Genomic DNA, 20,323 nt, shown 5'->3' with positions numbered 1-20,323 from the left:
GAGGCGGCAGCCGCCGCCTCCGTGCTTACTCTTTCCAGTACTTCGCGACCCAGCGCGCCGGCCGGATGAACCGGAAGGCCCGGTTGCGGCGGCCCGCCAGCGCGTCCGGTGGGTTGCACTCGCCATGGAACACCATGATGCGTGCGCCCTCGGGCACGAAAGGCTCTTCCCAGTAGTTGGTCGGCCAAGTGGGGATGCCGTGGTACTTGAAGCTCGGGCACCAGCCGTCGGGCCAGTAAGCCAGCTTGCCCTGCTTGTGGAGCACGTCCGACAGGTAGGCCTGCTCGTTGCGGTATTCGGCCTGAACCTTGTCCATGTTGGCGCGGAAATACGCCAGCACGTCGGCGTGGGCGCCCAGCTCGAAGCGGTAGACCGACGAATTGCCCGTGATTCGCTCGCGCCGCCAGGGGCGGGCGTAGTCGTGAATGATCAGGAATTCACCGGGTTGCTCGAAGAAGGCGTCCAGGCTGCCCACCACGACCACGTCGAGGTCGAGGAAGAGGGCGGGACCGCGCAGGCCGTGCAGGTCCTGCTCGAAGGTCGTGAGCTTCTTCCAGGCGCCGTCGCGCTGGCCAGGGGCCAGGTGCAGGTTGAGCGGCGGAATCGGCAGGCAGGTCACCTCGGGGCGAACGCCGTTGCCATCGTCGGTCAGGCACACGAACTTGAAGTCGCCACTGAGGTTGCGGCGGACCATCGCGTAGAGCCGGTTGACGTATTCGGGGCCGTATTTCGTGCCCCACTTCATGCAGAGAATATGGCGCTGGGCGCCTTGCGCTGCCACCAAGCTCAGTCCGCCTGGTTACGCTTCTTGGCCGACAGGGGCCGTTTTGCCTTGGCGCGCTTGATGGTGCCGCCAGGGGTCAGGCGCTGGTTGCCGAGCACGCGCAGGGTCTTGATTTCAGGCCGTTGGCCGCCGCGCTTGCTGTACTTGACGATCTTCACGTCGCGCGGGCCGGGCATGCGGTCTTCATCGACCACGCGCTCCTTTTCGGGCTTCGGGCGCCACAGCACCAGCAGCTTGCCGATATGTTGAATGGGGGCGGCATCGAGCTCGTCGGACAGTTCGCGCAGCATGGCGTCGCGGGCGAGGCGGTCGTCGGAGAAGACGCGGATCTTGATCAGGCCATGGGCCTTGAGCGCCGCGTCGGCTTCTTTTTTCACGGCAGGGGTAAGCCCGTCTCCACCGACCATGACGATCGGATCCAGGTGGTGAGCTTCGGCGCGGTGCACCTTGCGCTCGGCAGGGGTAAGTTGAATGGCGGGCATCCCCGTATTATCGACGCGTACACGAAGACCCTCATGAGCACCAAAGCCAAAAGCAAAAAAGTCAATAAAGCGTGGCTTCACGACCATATCAACGACCCCTACGTGAAGCTCGCCACCAAGGAGGGTTATCGCGCACGCGCCGCCTACAAGCTCAAGGAGATCGACGAGTCGCTCGGTCTCGTCAAGCCGGGCCAGCTGGTGGTGGACCTCGGCTCCACTCCCGGCGCCTGGAGCCAGTACCTGCGCCGGCGCATGTCGCCCGGCGGCGCTGCGGCCGGCGAGTTGAATGGCACCATCGTTTCGCTCGACATCCTGCCGATGGAGCCCATCGAGGGCGTGACCTTCCTGCAGGGGGATTTCCGCGAAGATGCGCTCCTGCAACAGTTGCTGGGTGTCCTGGCAGGCCGCAAAGCCGACCTGGTGGTGTCGGACATGGCGCCCAACCTGTCGGGCATCCATTCGGCCGACGCCGCCCGGGTGGCGCACCTGATCGAGCTTGCAATCGATTTTGCCCAGCACCACCTGAAGCCCGAGGGGGCGCTGGTGGCAAAGCTGTTCCACGGGAGCGGCTACGACGAGCTGGTGAAGCTCTTCAAGGCGAATTTCCGCATCGTGAAGCCCTTCAAGCCCAAGGCGTCGCGGGACAAATCGGCCGAGACTTTCCTGGTCGGCATGGGCCTGAAGGCCCCGGATACGCCTTGATACCTTGCCGCTGAGAGTGCGTTTGTGGCGCAAACCCTTGTCAGGCTATGGCTGCATTAGGGAAATGCCCGCTTTTCGTAGCTTGAAAAGCCTAAAATGGGGCGCAATTGCGTACCCACAGCGCGTTTTTTCATTTAACTGTCACGCGCTTTAGCCTGGAGCTTCGTTTGAACAATCAGTGGTTTTCCAAAGTTGCCGTATGGCTCGTCATTGCCATGGTGTTGTTCACTGTGTTCAAGCAGTTCGACACCCGCGGTGGCGTCGGCTCGGGGACAGTCAGCTACTCCGAGTTTCTGGACCAGGTCCGCAACAACCAGGTCAAGAGCGCCGTCATTCCTGAGGGCGCTGCCGGCGGCGAGATCGTCGCAGTCACCAATGACGATCGCAAGATCCGCACGACCGCCACGGTGCTCGACCGTGGCCTCGTGGGCGACCTGATCGACCACAACGTCAAGTTCGACGTCAAGCCGCGCGAAGAGAGCTCGCTGCTCATGACGCTGCTGGTCAGCTGGGGCCCGATGCTGCTGCTGATCGGCGTCTGGATCTACTTCATGCGGCAGATGCAGGGCGGCGGCAAGGGCGGGGCGTTCAGCTTCGGCAAGAGCAAGGCCCGCATGATGGATGAGAACAACAACACGGTCACTTTTGCGGACGTCGCGGGCTGCGACGAGGCCAAGGAAGAAGTCCGTGAAGTGGTCGACTTCCTGAAAGACCCGCAACGTTTCCAAAAGCTCGGCGGCCGCATTCCCCGCGGTTTGCTGCTGGTTGGCCCTCCCGGCACCGGCAAGACGCTGCTGGCCAAGTCGATCGCCGGCGAAGCCAAGGTACCTTTCTTCTCGATTTCGGGCTCCGACTTCGTTGAAATGTTCGTCGGCGTGGGCGCGGCCCGTGTTCGCGACATGTTCGAGAACGCCAAGAAAAACGCTCCTTGCATCATCTTCATCGACGAAATCGATGCGGTGGGCCGTCAGCGCGGCGCCGGTCTCGGCGGCGGCAATGACGAACGCGAACAAACACTCAACCAGATGCTGGTCGAGATGGACGGCTTCGAAACCAACCTCGGCGTGATCGTGGTGGCCGCCACCAACCGCCCCGACATCCTGGACGCCGCACTGCTGCGCCCCGGTCGCTTCGACCGTCAGGTGTACGTCACGCTGCCCGACATCCGCGGCCGTGAACAGATCCTCGGCGTGCACATGCGCAAGGTCCCGCTTGGCCAGGACGTGAACCCGAGCGTGATCGCCCGTGGCACGCCCGGCATGTCCGGCGCCGACCTGGCCAATCTCTGCAACGAAGCCGCCCTGATGGCCGCCCGCCGCAATGCGCGCGTGGTCGAGATGCAGGACTTCGAGAAGGCCAAGGACAAGATCTTCATGGGCCCTGAGCGCAAGAGCATGGTCATGCCCGAGGAAGAGCGCCGCAACACGGCCTACCACGAGTCCGGCCACGCCCTCATCGGCAAGCTGCTGCCCAAGTGCGACCCGGTCCACAAGGTCACGATCATTCCGCGTGGCCGCGCCCTCGGCGTGACCATGAGCCTGCCAGCGCAGGACCGCTACAGCTACGACCGCGAATACATGCTGAACCAGATCAGCATGCTGTTCGGCGGCCGCATTGCCGAAGAAGTGTTCATGCACCAGATGACCACCGGCGCGAGCAACGACTTCGAGCGCGCGACCTCCATCGCCCGCGACATGGTCACGCGCTACGGCATGACCGACGCGCTGGGCCCGATGGTCTACGCCGAGAACGAAGGCGAAGTGTTCCTGGGCCGTTCGGTCACCAAGACCACGAACATGAGCGAGCAGACCATGGAAAAGGTCGACTCCGAAGTGCGCCGCATCATCGACGAGCAGTACGCCCTGGCGCGCCGCCTGATCGAAGAGAACAGCGACAAGATGCACGCCATGGCCAAGGCGTTGCTCGAATGGGAAACCATCGACAGCGAGCAGCTCGACGACATCATGGCCGGCCGCGCACCGCGCCCGCCCAAGGACTGGACGCCGCGCATCCCGCCTTCGGGCAGTGGTGGCAGCGGCGGCACGCCGGCAGTCAACCCTGACCCGGCGCCCACTGCGGCCTGAGGTGGACTTGGCATCAAGCAACAACGGGGCCTCTGGCCCCGTTTTCCATGGGGCGCCATCCGGCGGGGTGTGGCAGACCTCGCGCTTTCGCATCGACCTCGCGCAGCCGCGCGTGATGGGCATCGTCAACGTCACGCCCGATTCCTTTTCTGACGGCGGTGCCCACGCTTCTACCCAGGCCGCGCTGCAGCACTGCGAGCAGTTGCTGAAAGAGGGCGCCGACATCCTCGACATCGGCGGCGAATCGACCCGCCCTGGCAGCCCCGCGGTGCCGCTCGACACCGAACTGGCGCGTGTGCTGCCCGTGGTGCGCGAGGCGGTGAAGCTCAACGTGCCTATCTCCATAGACACCTACAAGCCGGAGGTGATGCGCGCGGTGCTCGACCTGGGCGCGGACATCGTCAACGACATCTGGGCGCTGCGGCAGCCGGGCGCGCGTGAAGCCGTTGCGGCACACCCTTCGTGCGGCGTCTGCCTGATGCATATGCACCGCGACCCGCAGACCATGCAGGCTGTGCCCATGGCGGGCGACGTGATCCCCGAGGTGCTGTCGTTCCTCACGGCGCAGGTGCAACTTCTGCGCGCGCTCGGGGTCGACCATTCGCGCATCACGCTCGACCCCGGCGTGGGCTTCGGCAAGACGGTGGCGCAGAATTTCGCCTTGCTGGCACGCCAGCGTGAGTTGCTTGCCGCCGGCTATCCGCTGTTGCTGGGCTGGTCGCGCAAGTCGTCGATCGGCGCGGTCACCGGCATCGAGGCGGCGGGGGAGCGCATCGTGCCCAGCGTCGCTGCTGCCGTGCTGGCTGTGGACCGGGGCGCGGCTGTGGTTCGCGTGCATGACGTGCGCGACACGGTCGCTGCGCTCGCGGTATGGCGCGCCATGAAGGCGCAAGAGTCACAACAACAAACACAAGAGCAGACATCAACACCATGACTCGCAAATATTTCGGCACCGACGGCATCCGTGGCACTGTCGGCCAGGCGCCCATCACGCCAGACTTCGTACTGCGCTTAGCGCACGCCGTTGGCCGCGTGCTCAAGAAGACCCAGTCACGCCCCACGGTGCTGATCGGCAAGGACACGCGCATCTCGGGCTACATGCTCGAGTCGGCGCTCGAGTCGGGCTTCAACTCGGCCGGTGTCGACGTGGTGCTGCTGGGCCCGCTGCCCACACCAGGCGTTGCGTACCTCACGCGCGCCCAGCGCGCGAGCCTCGGCGTGGTGATCAGTGCGAGCCACAACGCCTACCCCGACAACGGCATCAAGTTCTTCAGCGCGCAGGGCACCAAGCTCGACGACGCCTGGGAACTGGCCGTCGAAGCCGTACTGGAAGAAGCGCCGGTGTGGGTGGACTCCGCCAATCTTGGCAAGGCCCGCCGCCTCAACGACGCGCCGGGCCGCTACATCGAGTTCTGCAAAAGCACCTTCGCCAACGACCTGACCCTGCGCGACATGAAGCTGGTGGTCGATGCGGCGCACGGCGCGGCCTACCAGGTGGCGCCCAACGTGTTCCACGAGTTGGGCGCGGAAGTGACCAGCATCGGCGTCTCGCCCGACGGGCTCAACATCAACAAGGGCTTCGGCGCCACGCATCCCGAGGCCCTGGTGGCCGCGGTAACGGCTCAGCGAGCCGACTACGGCATTGCGCTCGACGGCGACGCCGACCGCCTGCAGCTGGTCGATGCCAGCGGGCGGCTCTTCAACGGCGACGAACTGCTCTACCTCATGGTGACAGAGCGCATCGCGCGCGGCGAAAAGCCGGTGGGCGTGGTCGGCACGCTCATGACCAACAAGGCCGTCGAAGTCGCGCTGCGCGGGCATGGCATCGAGTTCGTGCGCGCCAAGGTCGGCGACCGCTATGTGCTCGAAGAACTCGACAAGCGCGGCTGGCTGCTGGGCGGCGAGGGCTCCGGCCACCTGCTGGCACTCGACCGCCACACCACGGGTGACGGCATCGTGAGCGCACTGCAGGTGCTGCAGGCTTGCGTACGCAGCGGCAAGACCGTGGCGCAGTTGCTCGAAGGCGTCACGCTGTTCCCGCAGACGCTGATCAACGTGCGCCTCGCGCCCGACCAGGACTGGAAAGCCAACAAGGCGCTCGCTAGCGAAACGCAGCGCATCGAGGCCGAACTCGGCGACAGCGGCCGCGTGCTGATCCGTGCGAGCGGCACCGAGCCGCTGGTGCGCGTGATGGTCGAGGCGCGCGATGCGAAGCAGTCCGAGTCGTGCGCCAGTCGCCTCGCCGCCACGCTGGAGCCGGCCAAATGAGCATCGAAACCTTCGTGGTTGACTACCGCGACGCCGCGCAGGCTGCCGCTCTGGTGGACCTTCTCGACGCCTATGCCAGCGACCCGGCCGGCGGCGGCACGCCGCTCGATGCGGATGTGCGCAAGAGCCTGCCTGCGGCGCTGGCGGCGCGCCCCCAGGCCTTCAGCGTGCTGGCTTACGACGGTGGGCAGCCCGTGGGCCTGGTCAACTGCATCGAGGGCTTCTCGACCTTCGCCTGCAAACCGCTGGTGAACGTGCACGACGTGGTCGTGCTGCCCAGCCACCGCGGACAACGCGTGGCGCAGAAGATGTTCGTGCAGGTGGAGCAGGAGGCGCGCAGGCGTGGTGCCTGCAAGCTCACGCTCGAAGTGCTGTCGGGCAACGCGCCCGCGCTGCGCGCCTACGAGCGGGAAGGGTTCATGGGCTATCAGCTCGACCCAGCGTTCGGCAACGCTGTCTTCCTGCAGAAGAAGCTCTGAAAAGAAAAAGGGCCGGGGCGAATCGATCGCCGTCGGCTCTCACCCCAGCCCTCTCCCCAAGGGGAGAGGGAGCAGGTCAAATCAGAAGCGCGTCACCGGCATTTCGGCGTCGGCCTTGTTCGGCGCGTACTTGCCCAGCTCCCACTTGGCGATCGCGTTGCGGTGCACTTCGTCCGGACCATCCGCGAAGCGCAGCGTGCGCGCGCCGGCATAGGCGGCCGCCAGCGGAAAGTCGTCGCACATGCCGCCGCCGCCGTGGACCTGCATGGCCCAGTCGATCACCTGGCAGGCCATGGATGGCGCGACGACCTTGATCATCGCGATCTCGTTCTTGGCGACCTTGTTGCCGGCCACGTCCATCAGCCATGCGGCCTTGAGCGTGAGCAGGCGGGCCATGTCGATCTTGCAGCGGGCTTCGGCGATGCGTTCCTGCGTCACGGTCTGCGAGGCCACGGTCTTGCCGAAGGCCACGCGCGACGAGGCGCGCTTGCACATCAGTTCGAGCGCGCGCTCGGCCAGGCCGATCAGGCGCATGCAGTGATGGATGCGTCCCGGGCCAAGGCGGCCTTGTGCAATTTCGAAGCCGCGGCCTTCGCCGAGCAGCATGTTGCCGGCCGGCACGCGCACGTTCTCGAAGTACATCTCGACGTGGCCGTGCGGCGCGTCGTCGTAGCCCATCACGTTCAGCGGGCGCACGATGCGGATGCCCTTGGCATCGGCCGGCACCACGATCATGCTTTGCTGCGAGTGGCGGGGCGCGTCGGGGTCGCTCTTGCCCATGGTGATGAAGACCGCGCAGCGCGGATCGGCCGCGCCGGAAATCCACCACTTGTGGCCGTTGATCACGTACTCGTCGCCCTGGCGTTCGATGCGCGTGGAGATGTTGGTGGCGTCGCTCGATGCTACTTCGGGCTCGGTCATCGCGAAGGCCGAACGGATCTGGCCTTCGAGCAGCGGCTTGAGCCAGCGTGCCTTGATCTCGTCCGAGCCGTAGCGCGCGATGGTCTCCATGTTGCCGGTGTCGGGCGCCGAGCAGTTGAAGGCCTCGCTCGCCCACGGCACCGCGCCCATGATCTCGGCCAGCGGGGCGTATTCCTGGTTGGTCAGGCCCGCGCCTTCATAGCCCGAGGCGGCGGCGCTGTCGACCGGCAGGAACAGGTTCCACAGGCCCTGGGCCTTGGCCTTGTCCTTGAGCTTCTCGACCGTCTTGAGGGCCGACCAGCGCTTGCCGGCCACCGTGTTGGCGGCCAGTTCGGCGTGGTACTCGGCTTCGGCCGGATAGATGTGGTCGTCCATGAAAGCCTGGACGCGTTTCTGCAGGTCTTTGGTCTTGGCCGAGTATTCGAAATCCATCTTCGTCTCCTGGTGGGTGTGGGGCGGCTTATGCCTTTTGGGCAAACTGCCAGGCCATTTCGGCCATGGGGCGGGCGCCGCGGGCCGAGGCCACGGCTTGTTCGCTCGACGCGGTGCCGGCCTCGACCCGCTTGGCAATGCCTTGCAGGATCGCGGCCATGCGGAACAGGTTGTAGGCCTGGTAGAAGTTCCAGTCGGGCGCCAGCGCCTCGGGCGTGCTGATGCGGGTGCGTTCGCAATAGCGGCGGATGTATTCGCTCTCGGTGGGAATGCCCAGCGAGACAAGGTCTACACCACCGATGCCGCGCCCAGTGCTGGGCGGCATGTGCCAGGACATGCAGTGGTAGCTGAAGTCGGCCAGCGGGTGGCCCAGCGTGGAGAGCTCCCAGTCGAGCACCGCGATGATGCGCGGCTCGGTGGCGTGGAACATCACGTTGTCGAGGCGGTAGTCGCCGTGGACGATCGACACCTTGCTTTCGTCGCGTGCGCTCGCCGGCATGTGGGCGGGCAGCCAGTCGATCAGCCGCTCCATGGCCTCGATGGGCTGCGAGAGCTCGCCGGCGCCGTCGGCCGAGGCCTTGTACTGCTTGCTCCAGCGGCCGATCTGGCGCTCGAAGTAGTTGCCGGGCTTGCCGTAGTCGGCCAGGCCGCGGGCGGCGAAGTCGACCGTGTGCAGCGCCGCGATCACGCGGTTCATCTCGTCGTAATAGGCCGCGCGCTCGGCGTTGCTGAAGCCGGGCAGCGACTGGTCCCACAGCACGCGGCCCTGCATGAACTCCATGACGTAGAAGGCGCGGCCGATGATGGCCTCGTCTTCGCACAGGCAATGCATGCGCGGCACCGGCACGTCGGTGCCGGCCAGGCCGCTCATGACCTTGAATTCGCGCTCCACCGCATGGGCCGAGGGCAGCAGCTTGGCGACCGGGCCCGGCTTGGCGCGCATCACATAGCTCTGCGAGGGCGTGACGAGCTTGTAGGTCGGGTTCGACTGGCCGCCCTTGAACATCTCGACCGTCAGCGGGCCCTTGAAACCGTCGAGGTTCTTCTCGAGCCAGGCCGCGAGCGCATCGACATCGAAAGCGTGCTGTTGCGAGACGGCACGGGTGCCGATGAAGTTGGAGAAGTCCTGGCTCATGTCTGCTTTTTGGTTTGTCAGTGCTCTGCTTCGGAGACCCGCATCAAGGCTGCTCGGTCCAGAACCACAAGGCCGCCCGGCTCGATCCGGATGGTGCCCTCGCGCTCCATGGTCTTCAGTTCCTGGTTGACCCGCTGGCGCGACGCGCCCAGCAACTGCGCCAGTTCTTCCTGCGCCAGTTGCAGGCCGATACGCATCTGGCTGCCGTCTTCCAGGTTCGGCACGCCGTAGCTGCGCACGAGGTGAATCAGCTGCTTGGCCAGCCGTGCCCGCAGGGGCAGGGTGTTGAGGTCTTCCACCAGCCCGAACAGCGTGCGGATGCGGCGCGCCTGCAGCCGCATCAGCGCTTCGTACAGTTCCACGTGCGAGGCAAGGATCTTCTGGAAGTCGGCCCGCGCCACGCACAGGATGGTGCTGTCGCCATGCGAGTAGGTGTCGTGCGTGCGCCGGTCCCCGTCGAACATCGCCACGTCGCCGAACCAGATGCCCGGCTCCACGTAGGTCAGCGTTACCTGCTTGCCCGAGACGGCCGTCGAACTCACGCGCACCGCGCCCTTGGCGCAGGCAATCCAGTGGTCGGGCGGGTCGCCGCGGGCAGCGATCAGGTCGCCGTCCTTGTAGCGTTTGACAAAGGCGCATCGGAGGATGTCGTGCCGTAGCGATGGAGAAAGAGAAGAAAACCAGCGACCACTGTTGATCGCTTCACGTTCTTCGATGGTAAGAATGGGGTCGTCCATTGGTCTGTCCTCTCGGCGACTGAAAAGCTGGGGGGTGTCACGGGAGCGACGCCGTTTGGCGTTACTCGTATTGCGGCGGCTTCTTCTCGAGGAACGCGGCGATGCCGATGCCCGCGTTCGCATGGTGCAGGTTGCGCACGAAGTGGTCGCGCTCCTGCGAGAGCTGCGAAGCCAGCGTGGCGCCCCGTGCCTCGCTGAGCAGTTCCTTGATGCTGGCCAGCGAATTCGGCGCGCGCGCGTTGAGCTTGGCGGCCAGCGCCAGCGCACCCGCGAGCGCCTGGCCGTTTTCGGTGAGTTCGTTGACGAGGCCCAGCGCATGCAGGCGCGGCGCGCCGATGCGCTCGCCGTTCATCAGCCATTCGCTTGCCAACTGGCGAGGCAGCTGCTGCCCCAGGTGCCAGCTCAGGCCGCCGTCGGGCGACAGCGCCACGTTGCTGTATGAGGCCGCGAACACGGCGTCGCGCGCCGCAACCACGAAGTCGCAGGCCAGCGCGAGCGAGAAGCCGGCGCCCGCGGCAGCACCTTCGACCGCCGCGATGATCGGCTTGGGAAAGGTGCGGATCGAATCGATCCAGTTGTGCAGGCCCTCGATGCTTTCGGCCTGTACGGAGCGGTCGAGTTGCCGGTTGGCCAGAAGCCGCTGCAGCGAGCCGCCGGCGCAGAACCATGAGCCTTCGCCCACGATGACGACGCTGCGGATCTCGGCGCTGTTCTCGGCGCCGTTGAGCGCCTCGATACCGGCGGCGTAGATCTCGGGGCCCAGTGCGTTGCGCTGGGTGGGGTTGGCGATCGTCAGCACCATGGTGCTGCCTTCGCTCGTGCTTTTGAGTTCGGCGGTCATGGCTTGTTTTTATTCTTCTTCGTGCAGCAGGCTCAGGCCCAGCGCGCCGCGGCGGCGCAGCCACGGGCTCGGGCGATAGCGCGGGTCGCCGTAGACCGTCTGCAGGTTGAACAGCACTTCGAGCATGTTGGTCGGGCCGTAGAGGTTGCCCATGGCGAGCGGCCCGCGCGGATAGCCGAGACCCAGCTGCACCGCGGTTTCGAGGTCGGCCGGCGTGCACACGCGCTGCTGGCACATGTCGGTGGCGATGTTGACGATGGTGCCGATCACGCGCTGCGTGACGAAGCCGCCGCTGTCGCGGATCACGCTCACGGCCTTGCCGTCGCGCGCGAAGAGGGCGTGCGCGGCGTCGCGGATGTCGCGGCGGGTGGCGGGGTTGGTGGCGAGCACGCGGCGCTTGGTGGCGGCGTCATCGATCAGCATGTCGATGCCGATGGTGCGCGTGGCGTCCAGGCGTTCGACTGCGGCGACCGTGGTCACATCGAAGCCCAGCGGTGCGACCAGGATCAGCGAATGCGGCGCGGCGGTGGCGCCGCTGTCGATCTGCGCGCCCAGCGTGTTCACCAGGCGCAGCAACTCGGCGCGGCGTGCTGCGCGCGGCGACACCCAGACCGAAGGCGTGCCCTCGACCACCGGCGGCGGCGGCTCGGGCGTCTGCTGCATCACGCCGTCGTTGTAGCGGTAGAAGCCCTCGTTGGTCTTGCGGCCCAGGGCGCCGGCGGCCAGGCGCTGCGCGGTGATCACGCTCGGGCGGAAGCGCGGCTCCTCGAAGTACTGGTGGTAGATCGATTCCATCACCGGGTGCGACACGTCGAGCGCCGTCAGGTCCAGCAACTCGAACGGGCCGAGGCGAAAGCCGGCCTGGTCCTTGAGGATGCGGTCGACGGTCACGAAGTCGGTCACGCCTTCGCCGACGATGCGCAGCGCCTCGGTGCCGTAGCCGCGGCCCGCGTGGTTGACGATGAAGCCGGGCGTGTCCTGCGCCTGCACGGCGCTGTGGCCCATCTGCACCGCATAGTCGGCCAGTTGCTTGCAGACCTCGGGCGCGGTCTTGAAGCCCGCGACCACCTCGACCACCTTCATCAGCGGCACGGGGTTGAAGAAGTGGAAGCCCGCGATGCGCTCGGGCCGCTTGAGGCCGGCCGCGATGGCGGTCACCGAGAGCGAAGAAGTGTTGGTGACCAGCGTCGCGGTCTCGGCCACCACGCCTTCGAGTTCGCGGAACAGCTTGCGCTTGATTTCCAGGTCTTCGACCACGGCTTCGATTACCAGGTCGCAGCCTGCCAGTGCCTGGATGGAATCGACGGCCTTGACGCGCGCGATCTGGGCATCGCGCGTGGCGGCGTCGATCTTGTTCTTCTCGTGCAGCTTGTTCCATTGGGCGACGAGGGCTTCGCGGCCGCGTTCTGCGGCACCCGCGAAGCTGTCGAGCAGCAGCACTTCGCTGCCCGCCTGGGCGGCGATCTGCGCGATGCCGCGACCCATGGCGCCGGCGCCGATGACGCCGATTCGGGAGTAGTTCACTGTCATTTGCTGGAGATTTTCACTGGTTGGGTGGTTCCGGGCCTGCCGTGCAGGCGCCAATGCAGGTGTCGACGCAGGTGCCGAGCAGATGCTGCTGTCGAAGGCTTCGATTTTGCAGTCCCGCGCGGACGGGGCGTGACGGGTTTTACGCGGAGGCGTTTTCAGGCCGCGCGGCGCGGCTGCGGTCGATAGCCACGCTCAGCGAAATGGCGATCAGCACCAAGCCCAGGCCGGCCCAGCTCATCCAGGCGCCCGCATCGTTGGCGAGCAGCCAGCCGCCAAGCGCGGCGCCCACGGCCTGGCCGGTGTAGATGCCGGAGCTGTTGAGCGCTACCGAGCCCGGCGCGAGCGCGGGCGCCAGGCCCACCAGACGGGCCTGCTGGGCCGAATTGGTGGCGAAGCAACCCAGGCCCCAGGGAACGAGCACAACGGCCAGCCAGGCGAGCGTGGAGGCCAGTGGCCACACCAGAAGGCTCGAGGCGATCAGCACGGTCGTGATCAGCACCATGCGGCCGGCACCCACGCGGTCGATGTACCGGCTGACCACCATGTTGCCGATCAGCCCGCAAACGCCGAACAGCGCCCACATCACGCTCAGCGTGGTGGCGTCGGCGCCGAAGCTCTGCTTGAGGATCGGCCCGAAATAGCTGAACAGCACGAACTGGCCGGCGCCCTGCAGCGCCGTGACCGACACGATGCCCATCAGCACAGGGCTGCGCAGCACACGCAACCATGCTTCGGCGGTCAGTGCGGCAGGGCGGATGCCGCTCGGCAAGGTGAGCCAGATAGATGTCGCGCTCGCGACACTGAGCGCCGCGATTGCCATGAATGCCATGCGCCAGCCCAGATGCCCACCGATCAGCGCGCCGATGGGCAAGCCCAGCACCGATGCCATCGACCAGCCGAGGAAGACGAAGGTGACGGCGCGCCCGCGATGCTCGGGCGGCACCAGCATGCCGGCGCAGGCCGCAGCCTGGGGCGTGAAGATGGCCGGCGCGATCACTGTGAGCATGCGCACCGGCAGCAATGCACCGAAGCTCGGCATCAGCGCGCAGAGGACGTGACCGGCGGCGTACCAGAGCAGGGTGATGGCCAGCAGCTGCCGACGGTCCCAGCCCGCGACCGCGGCGGCCAGCAACGGAGCGCCGATGCACATTACCGCCGCGGCAGCCGTGATCAGTTGCCCTGCGGTGGCGACCGTGACCGAGAGCGATGCGCTGATTTCATTGAGCGTGCCGGGCACCACCATCACGCCCGTGCCGATCACGAAATTGCCAACGAGCAGCGCCCAGAGCGCACCCTGTGGCGCCGGCCGGCTCACCGGCGGACCTGCAGCGCGCCGGGATTCACGATGTTCGTGGGGTTGCCGTTGATGTAGCTCACGACGTTGTCGAAGGCCTGCCCGAAATAGCTCTCGTAGCTTTCCTGCTCGACGTAGCCGATGTGCGGCGTGCAGATGCAGTTCTCGAGGCGCAGCAGCGCGTGGCCTTGCAACGGCGGTTCGCTTTCGAACACGTCGATGGCGGCCAGCCCGGGGCGGCCGCGGTTGAGTGCGGCGAGCAGGGCGTCGGCTTCGACCAGTTCGGCGCGCGAGGTGTTGACGAACAACGCCGTCGGCTTCATGCGCGAGAGGTCTTCCAGCGTGATGAGGCCGTTGGTTTCTTCGTTGAGCCGCAGATGCACCGACAGCACGTCTGCAGCGGCGAAGAACTCGTGGCGGTTCTGCGCGACCTGGAAGCCGTCGGAGCGGGCCTTGGCGCAGCTGGCTTCACGGCCCCAGATCACAACCTGCATTCCGAAGGCCTGCCCATAGCGCGCGACCAGCTGGCCGATGCGGCCATAGCCCCAGATGCACAGCGTCTTGCCCTTGAGCACCGAGCCGAGCCCGAAGTTGGGCGGCATCGAGGCCGACTTGAGGCCTGACTGTTGCCAAGCACCGTGCTTGAGGTTGCTGATGTACTGGGGCAGCCGGCGCATGGCAGCCATGATGAGCGCCCAAGTGAGCTCCGCAGGCGCTTGCGGAGAGCCCGAGCCTTCCGCCACCGCCACGCCACGCTCGGTGCAGGCTGCGACGTCGATATGCCCGGCGACGCGCCCGGTCTGCGAGATGAGCTTGAGCTTGGGTAGCTTCTCGATCAGCTGGCGCGAGATATGGGTGCGCTCGCGGATCAGCACGATCACGTCGGCATCCTTGAGGCGGACCGATAGTTGCCCGATGCCTTTCACCGTGTTGGTGTAGACCTTGGCCGCGTACGCGTCCAGCTTGGCGGCGCAGCGCAATTTGCGCACGGCGTCCTGGTAATCGTCGAGGATCACAATGTTCATGGCGTGCCATTGTGCCTCGCAGCATTGGAATGTCGTGCCCGTGAACGTTTGGATACCCGCCCCCACAGCCGCTCGCAGGGGTGTTCGGGCTCAATGCAGGCGTGTCGAGCGCGGTGCCGTGGCCATGGTTTCGGCGGTTTCGAGTGCTGCTAGCCGGTCGAGTTCGGCGCAGACGTCGGCCATGCGGCCAGAGATCACGACGCGGTTGCTGTGCTGCTGGCCCTTGCCGTCGACCACGCGGACCACGCGCAATGGGCGCGCCGGTGCTGTGGGCGTTGCAGTGCCGCTGGAGCGGGCAGTGCAGGCGGGGCGTACTGCCACATAGCGCAATCCGGCCGAGGTTTCAGCTGCGTCGAGGTGATCCCTGCGGTGAGGGCGGCGTGCCGGCATCAGGCGGCTGGCCAGCGATTGCAGCGGCATCCAGAAATCAGCGATGGCGAGGAGGGCGATTCCCATGTGAACTCCAAAAAAGTATGAGGTTGAACACAGGCAGGATTTCTTGAATCGGCCGCGACAGGGTGATGGCGACTCTTCGCCATACGCCCGCCACCTGTTGCTGCCGGATGGGGTGCTGCGGAAAGCAGGCCGTGAGGCCTACATCAGCATGGTGTTGCGGATGAGCCCCACTGCGAGGCCTTCGATTTCGAACGGCTCGCCGGGCTGGACGATGATGGTCGGGTAGTCGGGGTTCTCGGCGTGCAGCTCGATGACCTGCTTGTTGCGCTTCAGGCGCTTGACGGTCACTTCGTCACCCAGGCGCGCGACCACGATCTGGCCGTTGCGCGCTTCCTTGGTGGCTTGCACCGCGAGAAGGTCGCCATCCATGATGCCGGCGTCGCGCATCGACATGCCGCGCACCTTGAGCAGGTAGTCGGGCTGGCGCTGGAACAACGTGTTCTCGACGTAGTAGGTCTGGTCGACGTGCTCTTGCGCGAGGATGGGGGAGCCGGCTGCGACGCGACCGATGAGCGGCAACGCCAGCTGGGCCATGCCGGGCAGCGAGAGCGAGAACTGGCCGCCCTCGCGGTGGCGCGTTTCATTGAGAGAGCGCAGGGCGTCGCCCTTGAGGCGGATGCCCCGGGAAGTGCCGCTGACCAGCTCGATGACGCCCTTGCGGGCTAGTGCCTGCAGGTGCTCTTCGGCGGCATTGGCCGACTTGAACCCGAGCTCATTGGCGATTTCGGCGCGCGTGGGTGGCGCACCAGTGCGTGCGATGGCGCTCTGGATGAGGTCCAGGATCTGCTGCTGGCGGGCTGTAAGCTTCACGGCGAACTGCATATGTGGTTCCTTGCGGCACTGGCTAGATATCCAGTACCTGTATTTTTAACCAGTTTTTAAAAGTTGACAAGCCATGGTCAATTCCTCTTCGCCTGAAGTGCGCCGTCGTGTGGTGGTTTTGGGAACGGGCGGCACCATTGCCGGCAGGGCAGCCAGCAGCGGCGACAACATCGGCTACACCGCCGGGCAGGTGGGCGTGGCCGATCTGTTGGGCGGGATCGAGGCGCCCGAGGGTGTATCGCTGGAAGCAGAGCAGGTGGCGCAGGTCGACAGCAAGGACATGTCGTTCGACATCTGGCAGCAGTTGGCCCGACGCTGTGCACACTGGTTGGCGCAGGCCGACGTGGCGGGCGTGGTGATCACGCATGGCACCGACACGCTCGAAGAGACGGCGTTCTTCCTGCACTCTGTGCTGGCGCCGTCCAAGCCCGTGGTGCTCACCTGTGCGATGCGCCCGGCCACCGCGCTGGCGCCCGACGGACCGCAGAACGTGCGCGACGCCATCAGCGTTGCCGCGACGGAAGGCGCACGGGGCGTGACCGTGGTGTGCGCCGGCGCAATCCACAGCGGCATCGATATCCAGAAAGTGCACACCTACCGACTCGATGCTTTTGCTTCAGGTGATGCGGGGCTGGTCGGCTACGTCGAGGAAGGAGAGGTACGCCGTGTCCGGGAGTGGCCCGAGGGATCGGCGTCGCAGGCGTCGAAGCTCTTCGAGGCGACCACCGTGCAGTGGCCCCGCGTCGAGATCGTCATGAGCCATGCCGGCGCCAGCGGCGCTGTGATCGACGCGTTGCTGCAGTCCGGAGGAGCCGATCCCGTGCGTGGACTGGTGCTTGCTGCCACCGGCAACGGCACCTTGCACCATGCGTTGGAGGCCTCAGCGCTCAAGGCGCAGGACGCGGGCGTTGCGGTGGTTCGAGCCACGCGCTGCGCGAACGGACGGATACTGTCGAAGACCGGCGATCAGCTCCGCGATGCGGGTGCGCTGACGCCCGTGAAGGCGCGCATCGCGCTGATGCTGGAACTGCTGGGGTGAAAACAAAACCGCCCCGTTGAAGGGGCGGTTTCGGAAATCAGATCAGGATCAGCTGCTCAGTGCAGCCAGCGCACGCTGCGTGATCTCGTCAACCGTGCCCACGCCCTTGATGGCACGGTACTTCGGCGCGGCGGCCGGGTCGGTCTTGGCCCAGGCGGAGTAGTAGTCGACCAGCGGGCGTGTCTGCTGGCTGTACACGTCGAGCCGCTTGCGCACGGTTTCTTCCTTGTCGTCTTCGCGCTGGATCAGGTCTTCACCGGTCACGTCGTCCTTGCCTTCCACCTTGGGCGGATTGAACTTGACGTGGTAGGTGCGGCCCGATGCCGGGTGCGAGCGGCGGCCGCTCATGCGTTCGATGATGTCGCCGAAGGGCACGTCGATTTCGAGCACGTAGTCGAGCTTGACGCCAGCCGCCTTCATGGCGTCGGCCTGGGGGATGGTGCGCGGGAAACCGTCGAACAGGAAGCCGGCTGCGCAATCGGGCTGCGCAATGCGTTCCTTGACGAGATTGATGATCAGGTCGTCACTGACGAGAGCGCCTGCGTCCATGACGGCCTTGGCCTGTAGCCCGAGCGGCGTGCCGGCCTTGACGGCGGCGCGCAGCATGTCGCCGGTCGAAATCTGGGGAATGCTGTATTTCTGGCAAATGAAGGCCGCTTGCGTGCCTTTGCCCGCCCCGGGCGCGCCCAGCAAAATTAGTCTCATGGTGTCCTCGGACGGTTCTTAGATTTTGTGTCGCGCCGAGCGTCGGCCCGAGGGCTGGGCAAGGCGGAGTTGCGTCGAGGATAGCACGCGTGCCCTCGAAGAATTCCAGCCGCCCGCGCAGGCATGAGGGCGCCTCAGGCGGGGGGCGCGGCGGCGAAGACGGCGCGTACGCGCGCCAGGTCTTCGGGCGTGTCGATGCCCGGCCCGGGCGCGACATGGCTCACGTGCACCGCGATGCGATGGCCGTGCCACAGCGCGCGCAGCTGTTCGAGTGCCTCGGTCGCCTCGACGGGAGCCGGTGGCAGCGACGGAAACTGCCGCACGAAGCCCGCGCGATAGCCGTAGATGCCGATGTGGCGCAGTGGGGCAGGGGTGGGCAGTACCGCAGGCGCCGAGCCGTTGGCGGAGCCGTCGCGCCACCACGGGATTGGTGCGCGGCTGAAGTACATGGCGTTGCCCTGTGCATCGAGCACGGTCTTCACCACGTTGGGGTTCATGAAGTCGCCGACAGAGTCGATCTCGTGGGCGGCCGTGCTCATCGCGGCTTCCGCATGGGTGGCCAGCGTGGATGCCACGGCGTCGATCAGCGCGGGGTCGATCAGCGGCTCGTCGCCTTGAACGTTGACGACGATGTCGTCGCCGTCAAGGCCCAGCAGTTCGCAGGCCTCGGCCAGCCGGTCGGTGCCGCTGGGATGATCTTGACGAGTGAGGATGGCCTCGACACCGTGCGCCTGGCATGCCGCAATGATGGATGGATCGTCGCCGGCGACCACCACGCGCGCCGCGCCGGATTCGCTGGCGCGCTGCGCCACGCGCACCACCATGGGCACGCCGGCGATGTCGGCCAGGGGTTTGTTGGGAAGCCGTGTCGACGCCAGGCGCGCCGGCACCAGAACGGTGAAGCTCACAGCCCGAGCTCTTCGTCGGAGAGCGTGCGTGCTTCGTTTTCGAGCAGCACCGGAATGCCGTCGCGCACCGGATAGGCAAGGCGCGCGCTGCGCGAGCAGAGCTCCTGCTTCTCGGGGTTCCAGGTCAGCGGCCCCTTGGTGACGGGGCAGACGAGCAGTTCAAGCAGCTTGATATCCATCGAGCGATGATAGCTTTGCGTCGAGCGCGGCGAAGAAATCCGCGGAGGGCGCGAACTCCAGCGGCACGGCCAGCGCATCGGGCGCCTTGCGCCACAGTTTGATGGCGTCTTTTTCGGTGCAGATGAGGGTATGCGCAGTGCCAGCAGGGCGCTGCCAATCCTCGAAATCGAAGTGATCGGGCAATGCAATGGTGTCGGCGAGCGTCAGGCCGCGCGCGCGCAGCATGTCGAAGAAGGCCTCGGGCCGTGCGATCGCCGCCAGCGCGGTCACGGGCTGGCCCGCAAGGGCAGCCAATGGCACACGCTTCCCGTCACTGCCCAACGCATCGTGCGCGAGAGCCCGGGTGGCCGTATAGCCCCCGGCAAAGGCCGGCTGTGCCCCGCTGTGCAGCACCAGATCGCATCGGCGTGGCCAGGCTTCGCGCAACGGCCCCGCGGGCAGTCGCCAGCCGTTGCCGATACCCCGGTCGTCGAACACGCAGATCTCGATGTCGCGCGCGAGCGCCAGGTGCTGCAGTCCATCGTCGCTGACGATGACCTGCGTGGCCGGATGCCGCTCGAGCAGCGCCCGCGCAGCATCGATGCGCTGGCGTGCCACGAACACCGGCGCCCTTGTTGCATGGTGAATCAGCGCAGGCTCGTCGCCGACATCCTGCGGATCGCTGTCGCCGAGCACTTCGCGGCAGTCATCGGTGCGGCGGCCGTAGCCGCGCGACACCACGCCGAGCCGAAATCCTCGCTCTCGCAGATGTCGCACAACGGCCATCACGACCGGAGTCTTGCCGGCCCCGCCCGCAATCACATTGCCGACCACGATCACCGGGACGCGCACACGCTCAGTCCGCAGCCACCCCACGCGATAGAGCCAGCCACGCACAGCGAAAAGCGCAGCGTAGATGAGCGACAGCGGCCACAGCAGGCAAGCCAGAGGGCCGCGACGCAACCAGGCGTTCTGCAGCCGCGAAGCCGACGGCGAACCCGTGTTGCCGCTGCTGCTGTCGGAAGGCACTCAGTGCCCGGCTTGCGCCGTCGACTGTGCGGCGAAGGTGATCTGCATCAGGCCGGCGCGGCGCGCGGCCTCCATCACCGTCACCACGGCCTGGTGCGGGCTGGTCGCGTCGGCGCTGATGATCACCACGCTGTCCTTGCCGCCCGTGGCCGCGGCGGCGAGGGCGGCCGTCACGGTCTCAACGCTGCGGTCGGCCACCGGGGTCTTGTTGATCGAGTAGCGGCCGTCGGCCGATACCGCCACGATCACTTCCTTCGGGTAGTCGCGCTGCGCATCGACATCCGCCGTGGGCAGCCGCAGCTGCATTTCGGTGAACTTGCTGTAGGTGGTCGACAGCATCAGGAAGATCAGGATCACCAGCAGCACGTCGATGAACGGGATCAGGTTGATCTCCGGCTCGTCGCGCGCGCCGTGGCGGAACTGCATGCGGGCGCGGGTCATGACAAGCCTCCGCCGGGCCGCCCCAAGGAGGCGGCGGCCCCCTCGGGGGG

22 protein-coding genes are annotated in these 20,323 nt (G+C 66.4%); 6 read left to right on the top strand and 16 right to left on the bottom strand.

The window, feature by feature from the left end:
- Positions 1 to 25: 25 nt before the first annotated feature.
- Positions 26 to 745: a glycosyltransferase gene (locus ACN9MV_RS17850; protein WP_426388830.1), complete on the bottom strand. Its 720-nt coding sequence runs from the start codon at positions 743 to 745 to the stop codon at positions 26 to 28.
- A gap of 41 nt (positions 746 to 786) precedes the next feature.
- Positions 787 to 1,266 carry a YhbY family RNA-binding protein gene (locus ACN9MV_RS17845; protein ID WP_093056559.1) on the bottom strand — a complete coding sequence of 160 codons (480 nt, stop codon included), beginning with the start codon at positions 1,264 to 1,266 and terminating at the stop codon, positions 787 to 789.
- Between the two features lie 33 nt (positions 1,267 to 1,299).
- Between ACN9MV_RS17845 and ACN9MV_RS17840 the strand changes: the two genes are divergently transcribed.
- The 5 genes from ACN9MV_RS17840 to ACN9MV_RS17820 all read left to right on the top strand — a co-directional run bounded on the left by ACN9MV_RS17840 (position 1,300) and on the right by ACN9MV_RS17820 (position 6,799).
- Positions 1,300 to 1,968, top strand: a complete 669-nt coding sequence (locus ACN9MV_RS17840) for an RlmE family RNA methyltransferase (RefSeq protein WP_093056560.1) — start codon at positions 1,300 to 1,302, stop codon at positions 1,966 to 1,968.
- 167 nt (positions 1,969 to 2,135) lie between these two features.
- Positions 2,136 to 4,052 carry an ATP-dependent zinc metalloprotease FtsH gene (gene ftsH, locus ACN9MV_RS17835; protein ID WP_093056561.1) on the top strand — a complete coding sequence of 639 codons (1,917 nt, stop codon included), beginning with the start codon at positions 2,136 to 2,138 and terminating at the stop codon, positions 4,050 to 4,052.
- A 115-nt stretch (positions 4,053 to 4,167) separates the two neighbouring features.
- On the top strand, positions 4,168 to 4,986 hold the full coding sequence (folP, locus tag ACN9MV_RS17830) for a dihydropteroate synthase (protein WP_426393181.1): 819 nt from the start codon (positions 4,168 to 4,170) through the stop codon (positions 4,984 to 4,986).
- The gene (glmM, locus tag ACN9MV_RS17825; RefSeq protein ID WP_426388829.1) at positions 4,983 to 6,320 is read left to right on the top strand and encodes a phosphoglucosamine mutase; all 1,338 of its coding nucleotides are present in this window, start codon (positions 4,983 to 4,985) and stop codon (positions 6,318 to 6,320) included. The genes folP and glmM overlap by 4 nt, the downstream gene beginning before the upstream one ends.
- Positions 6,317 to 6,799: a GNAT family N-acetyltransferase gene (locus tag ACN9MV_RS17820; RefSeq protein WP_426388828.1), complete on the top strand. Its 483-nt coding sequence runs from the start codon at positions 6,317 to 6,319 to the stop codon at positions 6,797 to 6,799. The genes glmM and ACN9MV_RS17820 overlap by 4 nt, the downstream gene beginning before the upstream one ends.
- Positions 6,800 to 6,880: 81 nt before the next feature.
- On the opposite strand, the gene ACN9MV_RS17815 is transcribed toward ACN9MV_RS17820, so the two are convergent.
- From ACN9MV_RS17815 to lexA, 9 genes are all read right to left on the bottom strand, one after another.
- Entirely contained in the window at positions 6,881 to 8,152 is a 1,272-nt protein-coding gene (locus ACN9MV_RS17815) for an acyl-CoA dehydrogenase family protein (protein ID WP_093056564.1), read from the bottom strand.
- Between the two features lie 28 nt (positions 8,153 to 8,180).
- Positions 8,181 to 9,287 carry a phosphotransferase gene (locus ACN9MV_RS17810; RefSeq protein WP_307615139.1) on the bottom strand — a complete coding sequence of 369 codons (1,107 nt, stop codon included), beginning with the start codon at positions 9,285 to 9,287 and terminating at the stop codon, positions 8,181 to 8,183.
- A gap of 17 nt (positions 9,288 to 9,304) precedes the next feature.
- Positions 9,305 to 10,024 (bottom strand): Crp/Fnr family transcriptional regulator, encoded by a 720-nt coding sequence (locus ACN9MV_RS17805; RefSeq protein ID WP_093056566.1) that lies wholly within the window; start codon positions 10,022 to 10,024, stop codon positions 9,305 to 9,307.
- A 61-nt stretch (positions 10,025 to 10,085) separates the two neighbouring features.
- Positions 10,086 to 10,865, bottom strand: a complete 780-nt coding sequence (locus ACN9MV_RS17800; RefSeq protein ID WP_093056567.1) for an oxepin-CoA hydrolase, alternative type — start codon at positions 10,863 to 10,865, stop codon at positions 10,086 to 10,088.
- A 9-nt stretch (positions 10,866 to 10,874) separates the two neighbouring features.
- Positions 10,875 to 12,395, bottom strand: a complete 1,521-nt coding sequence (locus ACN9MV_RS17795; RefSeq protein ID WP_093175708.1) for a 3-hydroxyacyl-CoA dehydrogenase — start codon at positions 12,393 to 12,395, stop codon at positions 10,875 to 10,877.
- Positions 12,396 to 12,534: 139 nt separating this feature from the next.
- Positions 12,535 to 13,710 carry an MFS transporter gene (locus tag ACN9MV_RS17790; protein ID WP_097199143.1) on the bottom strand — a complete coding sequence of 392 codons (1,176 nt, stop codon included), beginning with the start codon at positions 13,708 to 13,710 and terminating at the stop codon, positions 12,535 to 12,537.
- Positions 13,707 to 14,714: a D-2-hydroxyacid dehydrogenase family protein gene (locus ACN9MV_RS17785; protein ID WP_093056570.1), complete on the bottom strand. Its 1,008-nt coding sequence runs from the start codon at positions 14,712 to 14,714 to the stop codon at positions 13,707 to 13,709. The genes ACN9MV_RS17790 and ACN9MV_RS17785 overlap by 4 nt, the downstream gene beginning before the upstream one ends.
- Before the next feature lie 90 nt (positions 14,715 to 14,804).
- Positions 14,805 to 15,170, bottom strand: coding sequence for a hypothetical protein (locus ACN9MV_RS17780; RefSeq protein ID WP_093056571.1), 366 nt, complete (start codon positions 15,168 to 15,170; stop codon positions 14,805 to 14,807).
- 138 nt (positions 15,171 to 15,308) lie between these two features.
- A complete protein-coding gene (lexA, locus tag ACN9MV_RS17775) occupies positions 15,309 to 15,992 on the bottom strand; it encodes a transcriptional repressor LexA (protein ID WP_013541704.1) in 684 nt (227 codons plus the stop codon).
- 73 nt (positions 15,993 to 16,065) lie between these two features.
- Here lexA and ACN9MV_RS17770 point away from each other — a divergent pair, with 73 nt between their 5' ends.
- Complete coding sequence (locus ACN9MV_RS17770) at positions 16,066 to 17,031, top strand: asparaginase (RefSeq protein WP_426388826.1); 966 nt, start codon at positions 16,066 to 16,068, stop codon at positions 17,029 to 17,031.
- A 48-nt stretch (positions 17,032 to 17,079) separates the two neighbouring features.
- Here the strand turns inward: ACN9MV_RS17770 and adk are convergent, their stop codons facing one another.
- From adk to ACN9MV_RS17745, 5 genes are all read right to left on the bottom strand, one after another.
- Positions 17,080 to 17,736 carry an adenylate kinase gene (gene adk, locus ACN9MV_RS17765; protein WP_093056573.1) on the bottom strand — a complete coding sequence of 219 codons (657 nt, stop codon included), beginning with the start codon at positions 17,734 to 17,736 and terminating at the stop codon, positions 17,080 to 17,082.
- A 134-nt stretch (positions 17,737 to 17,870) separates the two neighbouring features.
- Positions 17,871 to 18,644, bottom strand: coding sequence for a 3-deoxy-manno-octulosonate cytidylyltransferase (kdsB, locus tag ACN9MV_RS17760; RefSeq protein WP_097199145.1), 774 nt, complete (start codon positions 18,642 to 18,644; stop codon positions 17,871 to 17,873).
- A complete protein-coding gene (locus ACN9MV_RS17755; protein WP_093056575.1) occupies positions 18,641 to 18,823 on the bottom strand; it encodes a Trm112 family protein in 183 nt (60 codons plus the stop codon). Before ACN9MV_RS17755 ends, kdsB begins: the two co-directional genes overlap by 4 nt.
- Positions 18,804 to 19,832, bottom strand: a complete 1,029-nt coding sequence (lpxK, locus tag ACN9MV_RS17750) for a tetraacyldisaccharide 4'-kinase (protein ID WP_093056576.1) — start codon at positions 19,830 to 19,832, stop codon at positions 18,804 to 18,806. The genes ACN9MV_RS17755 and lpxK overlap by 20 nt, the downstream gene beginning before the upstream one ends.
- Complete coding sequence (locus tag ACN9MV_RS17745) at positions 19,833 to 20,258, bottom strand: ExbD/TolR family protein (protein ID WP_056519147.1); 426 nt, start codon at positions 20,256 to 20,258, stop codon at positions 19,833 to 19,835.
- Positions 20,259 to 20,323 lie beyond the last annotated feature (65 nt).

The organism is Variovorax sp. R-27 (assembly GCF_049913215.1).
In the GTDB taxonomy this organism is placed as follows: Bacteria; Pseudomonadota; Gammaproteobacteria; order Burkholderiales; family Burkholderiaceae_C; genus Variovorax.
This window is presented reverse-complemented; position numbering and strand designations above follow the sequence as displayed.

Excerpts from the sequence above, each read along its gene's own strand:
- ACN9MV_RS17850 (WP_426388830.1), bottom strand. The coding sequence starts at position 745 with ATGAAGTGGGGCACGAAATACGGCCCCGAATACGTCAACCGGCTCTAC.
- ACN9MV_RS17845 (WP_093056559.1), bottom strand. The coding sequence starts at position 1,266 with ATGCCCGCCATTCAACTTACCCCTGCCGAGCGCAAGGTGCACCGCGCC.
- ACN9MV_RS17840 (WP_093056560.1), top strand. The coding sequence starts at position 1,300 with ATGAGCACCAAAGCCAAAAGCAAAAAAGTCAATAAAGCGTGGCTTCAC.
- folP (WP_426393181.1), top strand. The coding sequence starts at position 4,168 with ATGGGCATCGTCAACGTCACGCCCGATTCCTTTTCTGACGGCGGTGCC.
- glmM (WP_426388829.1), top strand. The coding sequence starts at position 4,983 with ATGACTCGCAAATATTTCGGCACCGACGGCATCCGTGGCACTGTCGGC.
- ACN9MV_RS17820 (WP_426388828.1), top strand. The coding sequence starts at position 6,317 with ATGAGCATCGAAACCTTCGTGGTTGACTACCGCGACGCCGCGCAGGCT.
- ACN9MV_RS17815 (WP_093056564.1), bottom strand. The coding sequence starts at position 8,152 with ATGGATTTCGAATACTCGGCCAAGACCAAAGACCTGCAGAAACGCGTC.
- ACN9MV_RS17810 (WP_307615139.1), bottom strand. The coding sequence starts at position 9,287 with ATGAGCCAGGACTTCTCCAACTTCATCGGCACCCGTGCCGTCTCGCAA.
- ACN9MV_RS17805 (WP_093056566.1), bottom strand. The coding sequence starts at position 10,024 with ATGGACGACCCCATTCTTACCATCGAAGAACGTGAAGCGATCAACAGT.
- ACN9MV_RS17800 (WP_093056567.1), bottom strand. The coding sequence starts at position 10,865 with ATGACCGCCGAACTCAAAAGCACGAGCGAAGGCAGCACCATGGTGCTG.
- ACN9MV_RS17795 (WP_093175708.1), bottom strand. The coding sequence starts at position 12,395 with ATGACAGTGAACTACTCCCGAATCGGCGTCATCGGCGCCGGCGCCATG.
- ACN9MV_RS17785 (WP_093056570.1), bottom strand. The coding sequence starts at position 14,714 with ATGAACATTGTGATCCTCGACGATTACCAGGACGCCGTGCGCAAATTG.
- ACN9MV_RS17780 (WP_093056571.1), bottom strand. The coding sequence starts at position 15,170 with ATGGGAATCGCCCTCCTCGCCATCGCTGATTTCTGGATGCCGCTGCAA.
- lexA (WP_013541704.1), bottom strand. The coding sequence starts at position 15,992 with ATGCAGTTCGCCGTGAAGCTTACAGCCCGCCAGCAGCAGATCCTGGAC.
- ACN9MV_RS17770 (WP_426388826.1), top strand. The coding sequence starts at position 16,066 with ATGGTCAATTCCTCTTCGCCTGAAGTGCGCCGTCGTGTGGTGGTTTTG.
- adk (WP_093056573.1), bottom strand. The coding sequence starts at position 17,736 with ATGAGACTAATTTTGCTGGGCGCGCCCGGGGCGGGCAAAGGCACGCAA.
- ACN9MV_RS17755 (WP_093056575.1), bottom strand. The coding sequence starts at position 18,823 with ATGGATATCAAGCTGCTTGAACTGCTCGTCTGCCCCGTCACCAAGGGG.
- ACN9MV_RS17745 (WP_056519147.1), bottom strand. The coding sequence starts at position 20,258 with ATGCAGTTCCGCCACGGCGCGCGCGACGAGCCGGAGATCAACCTGATC.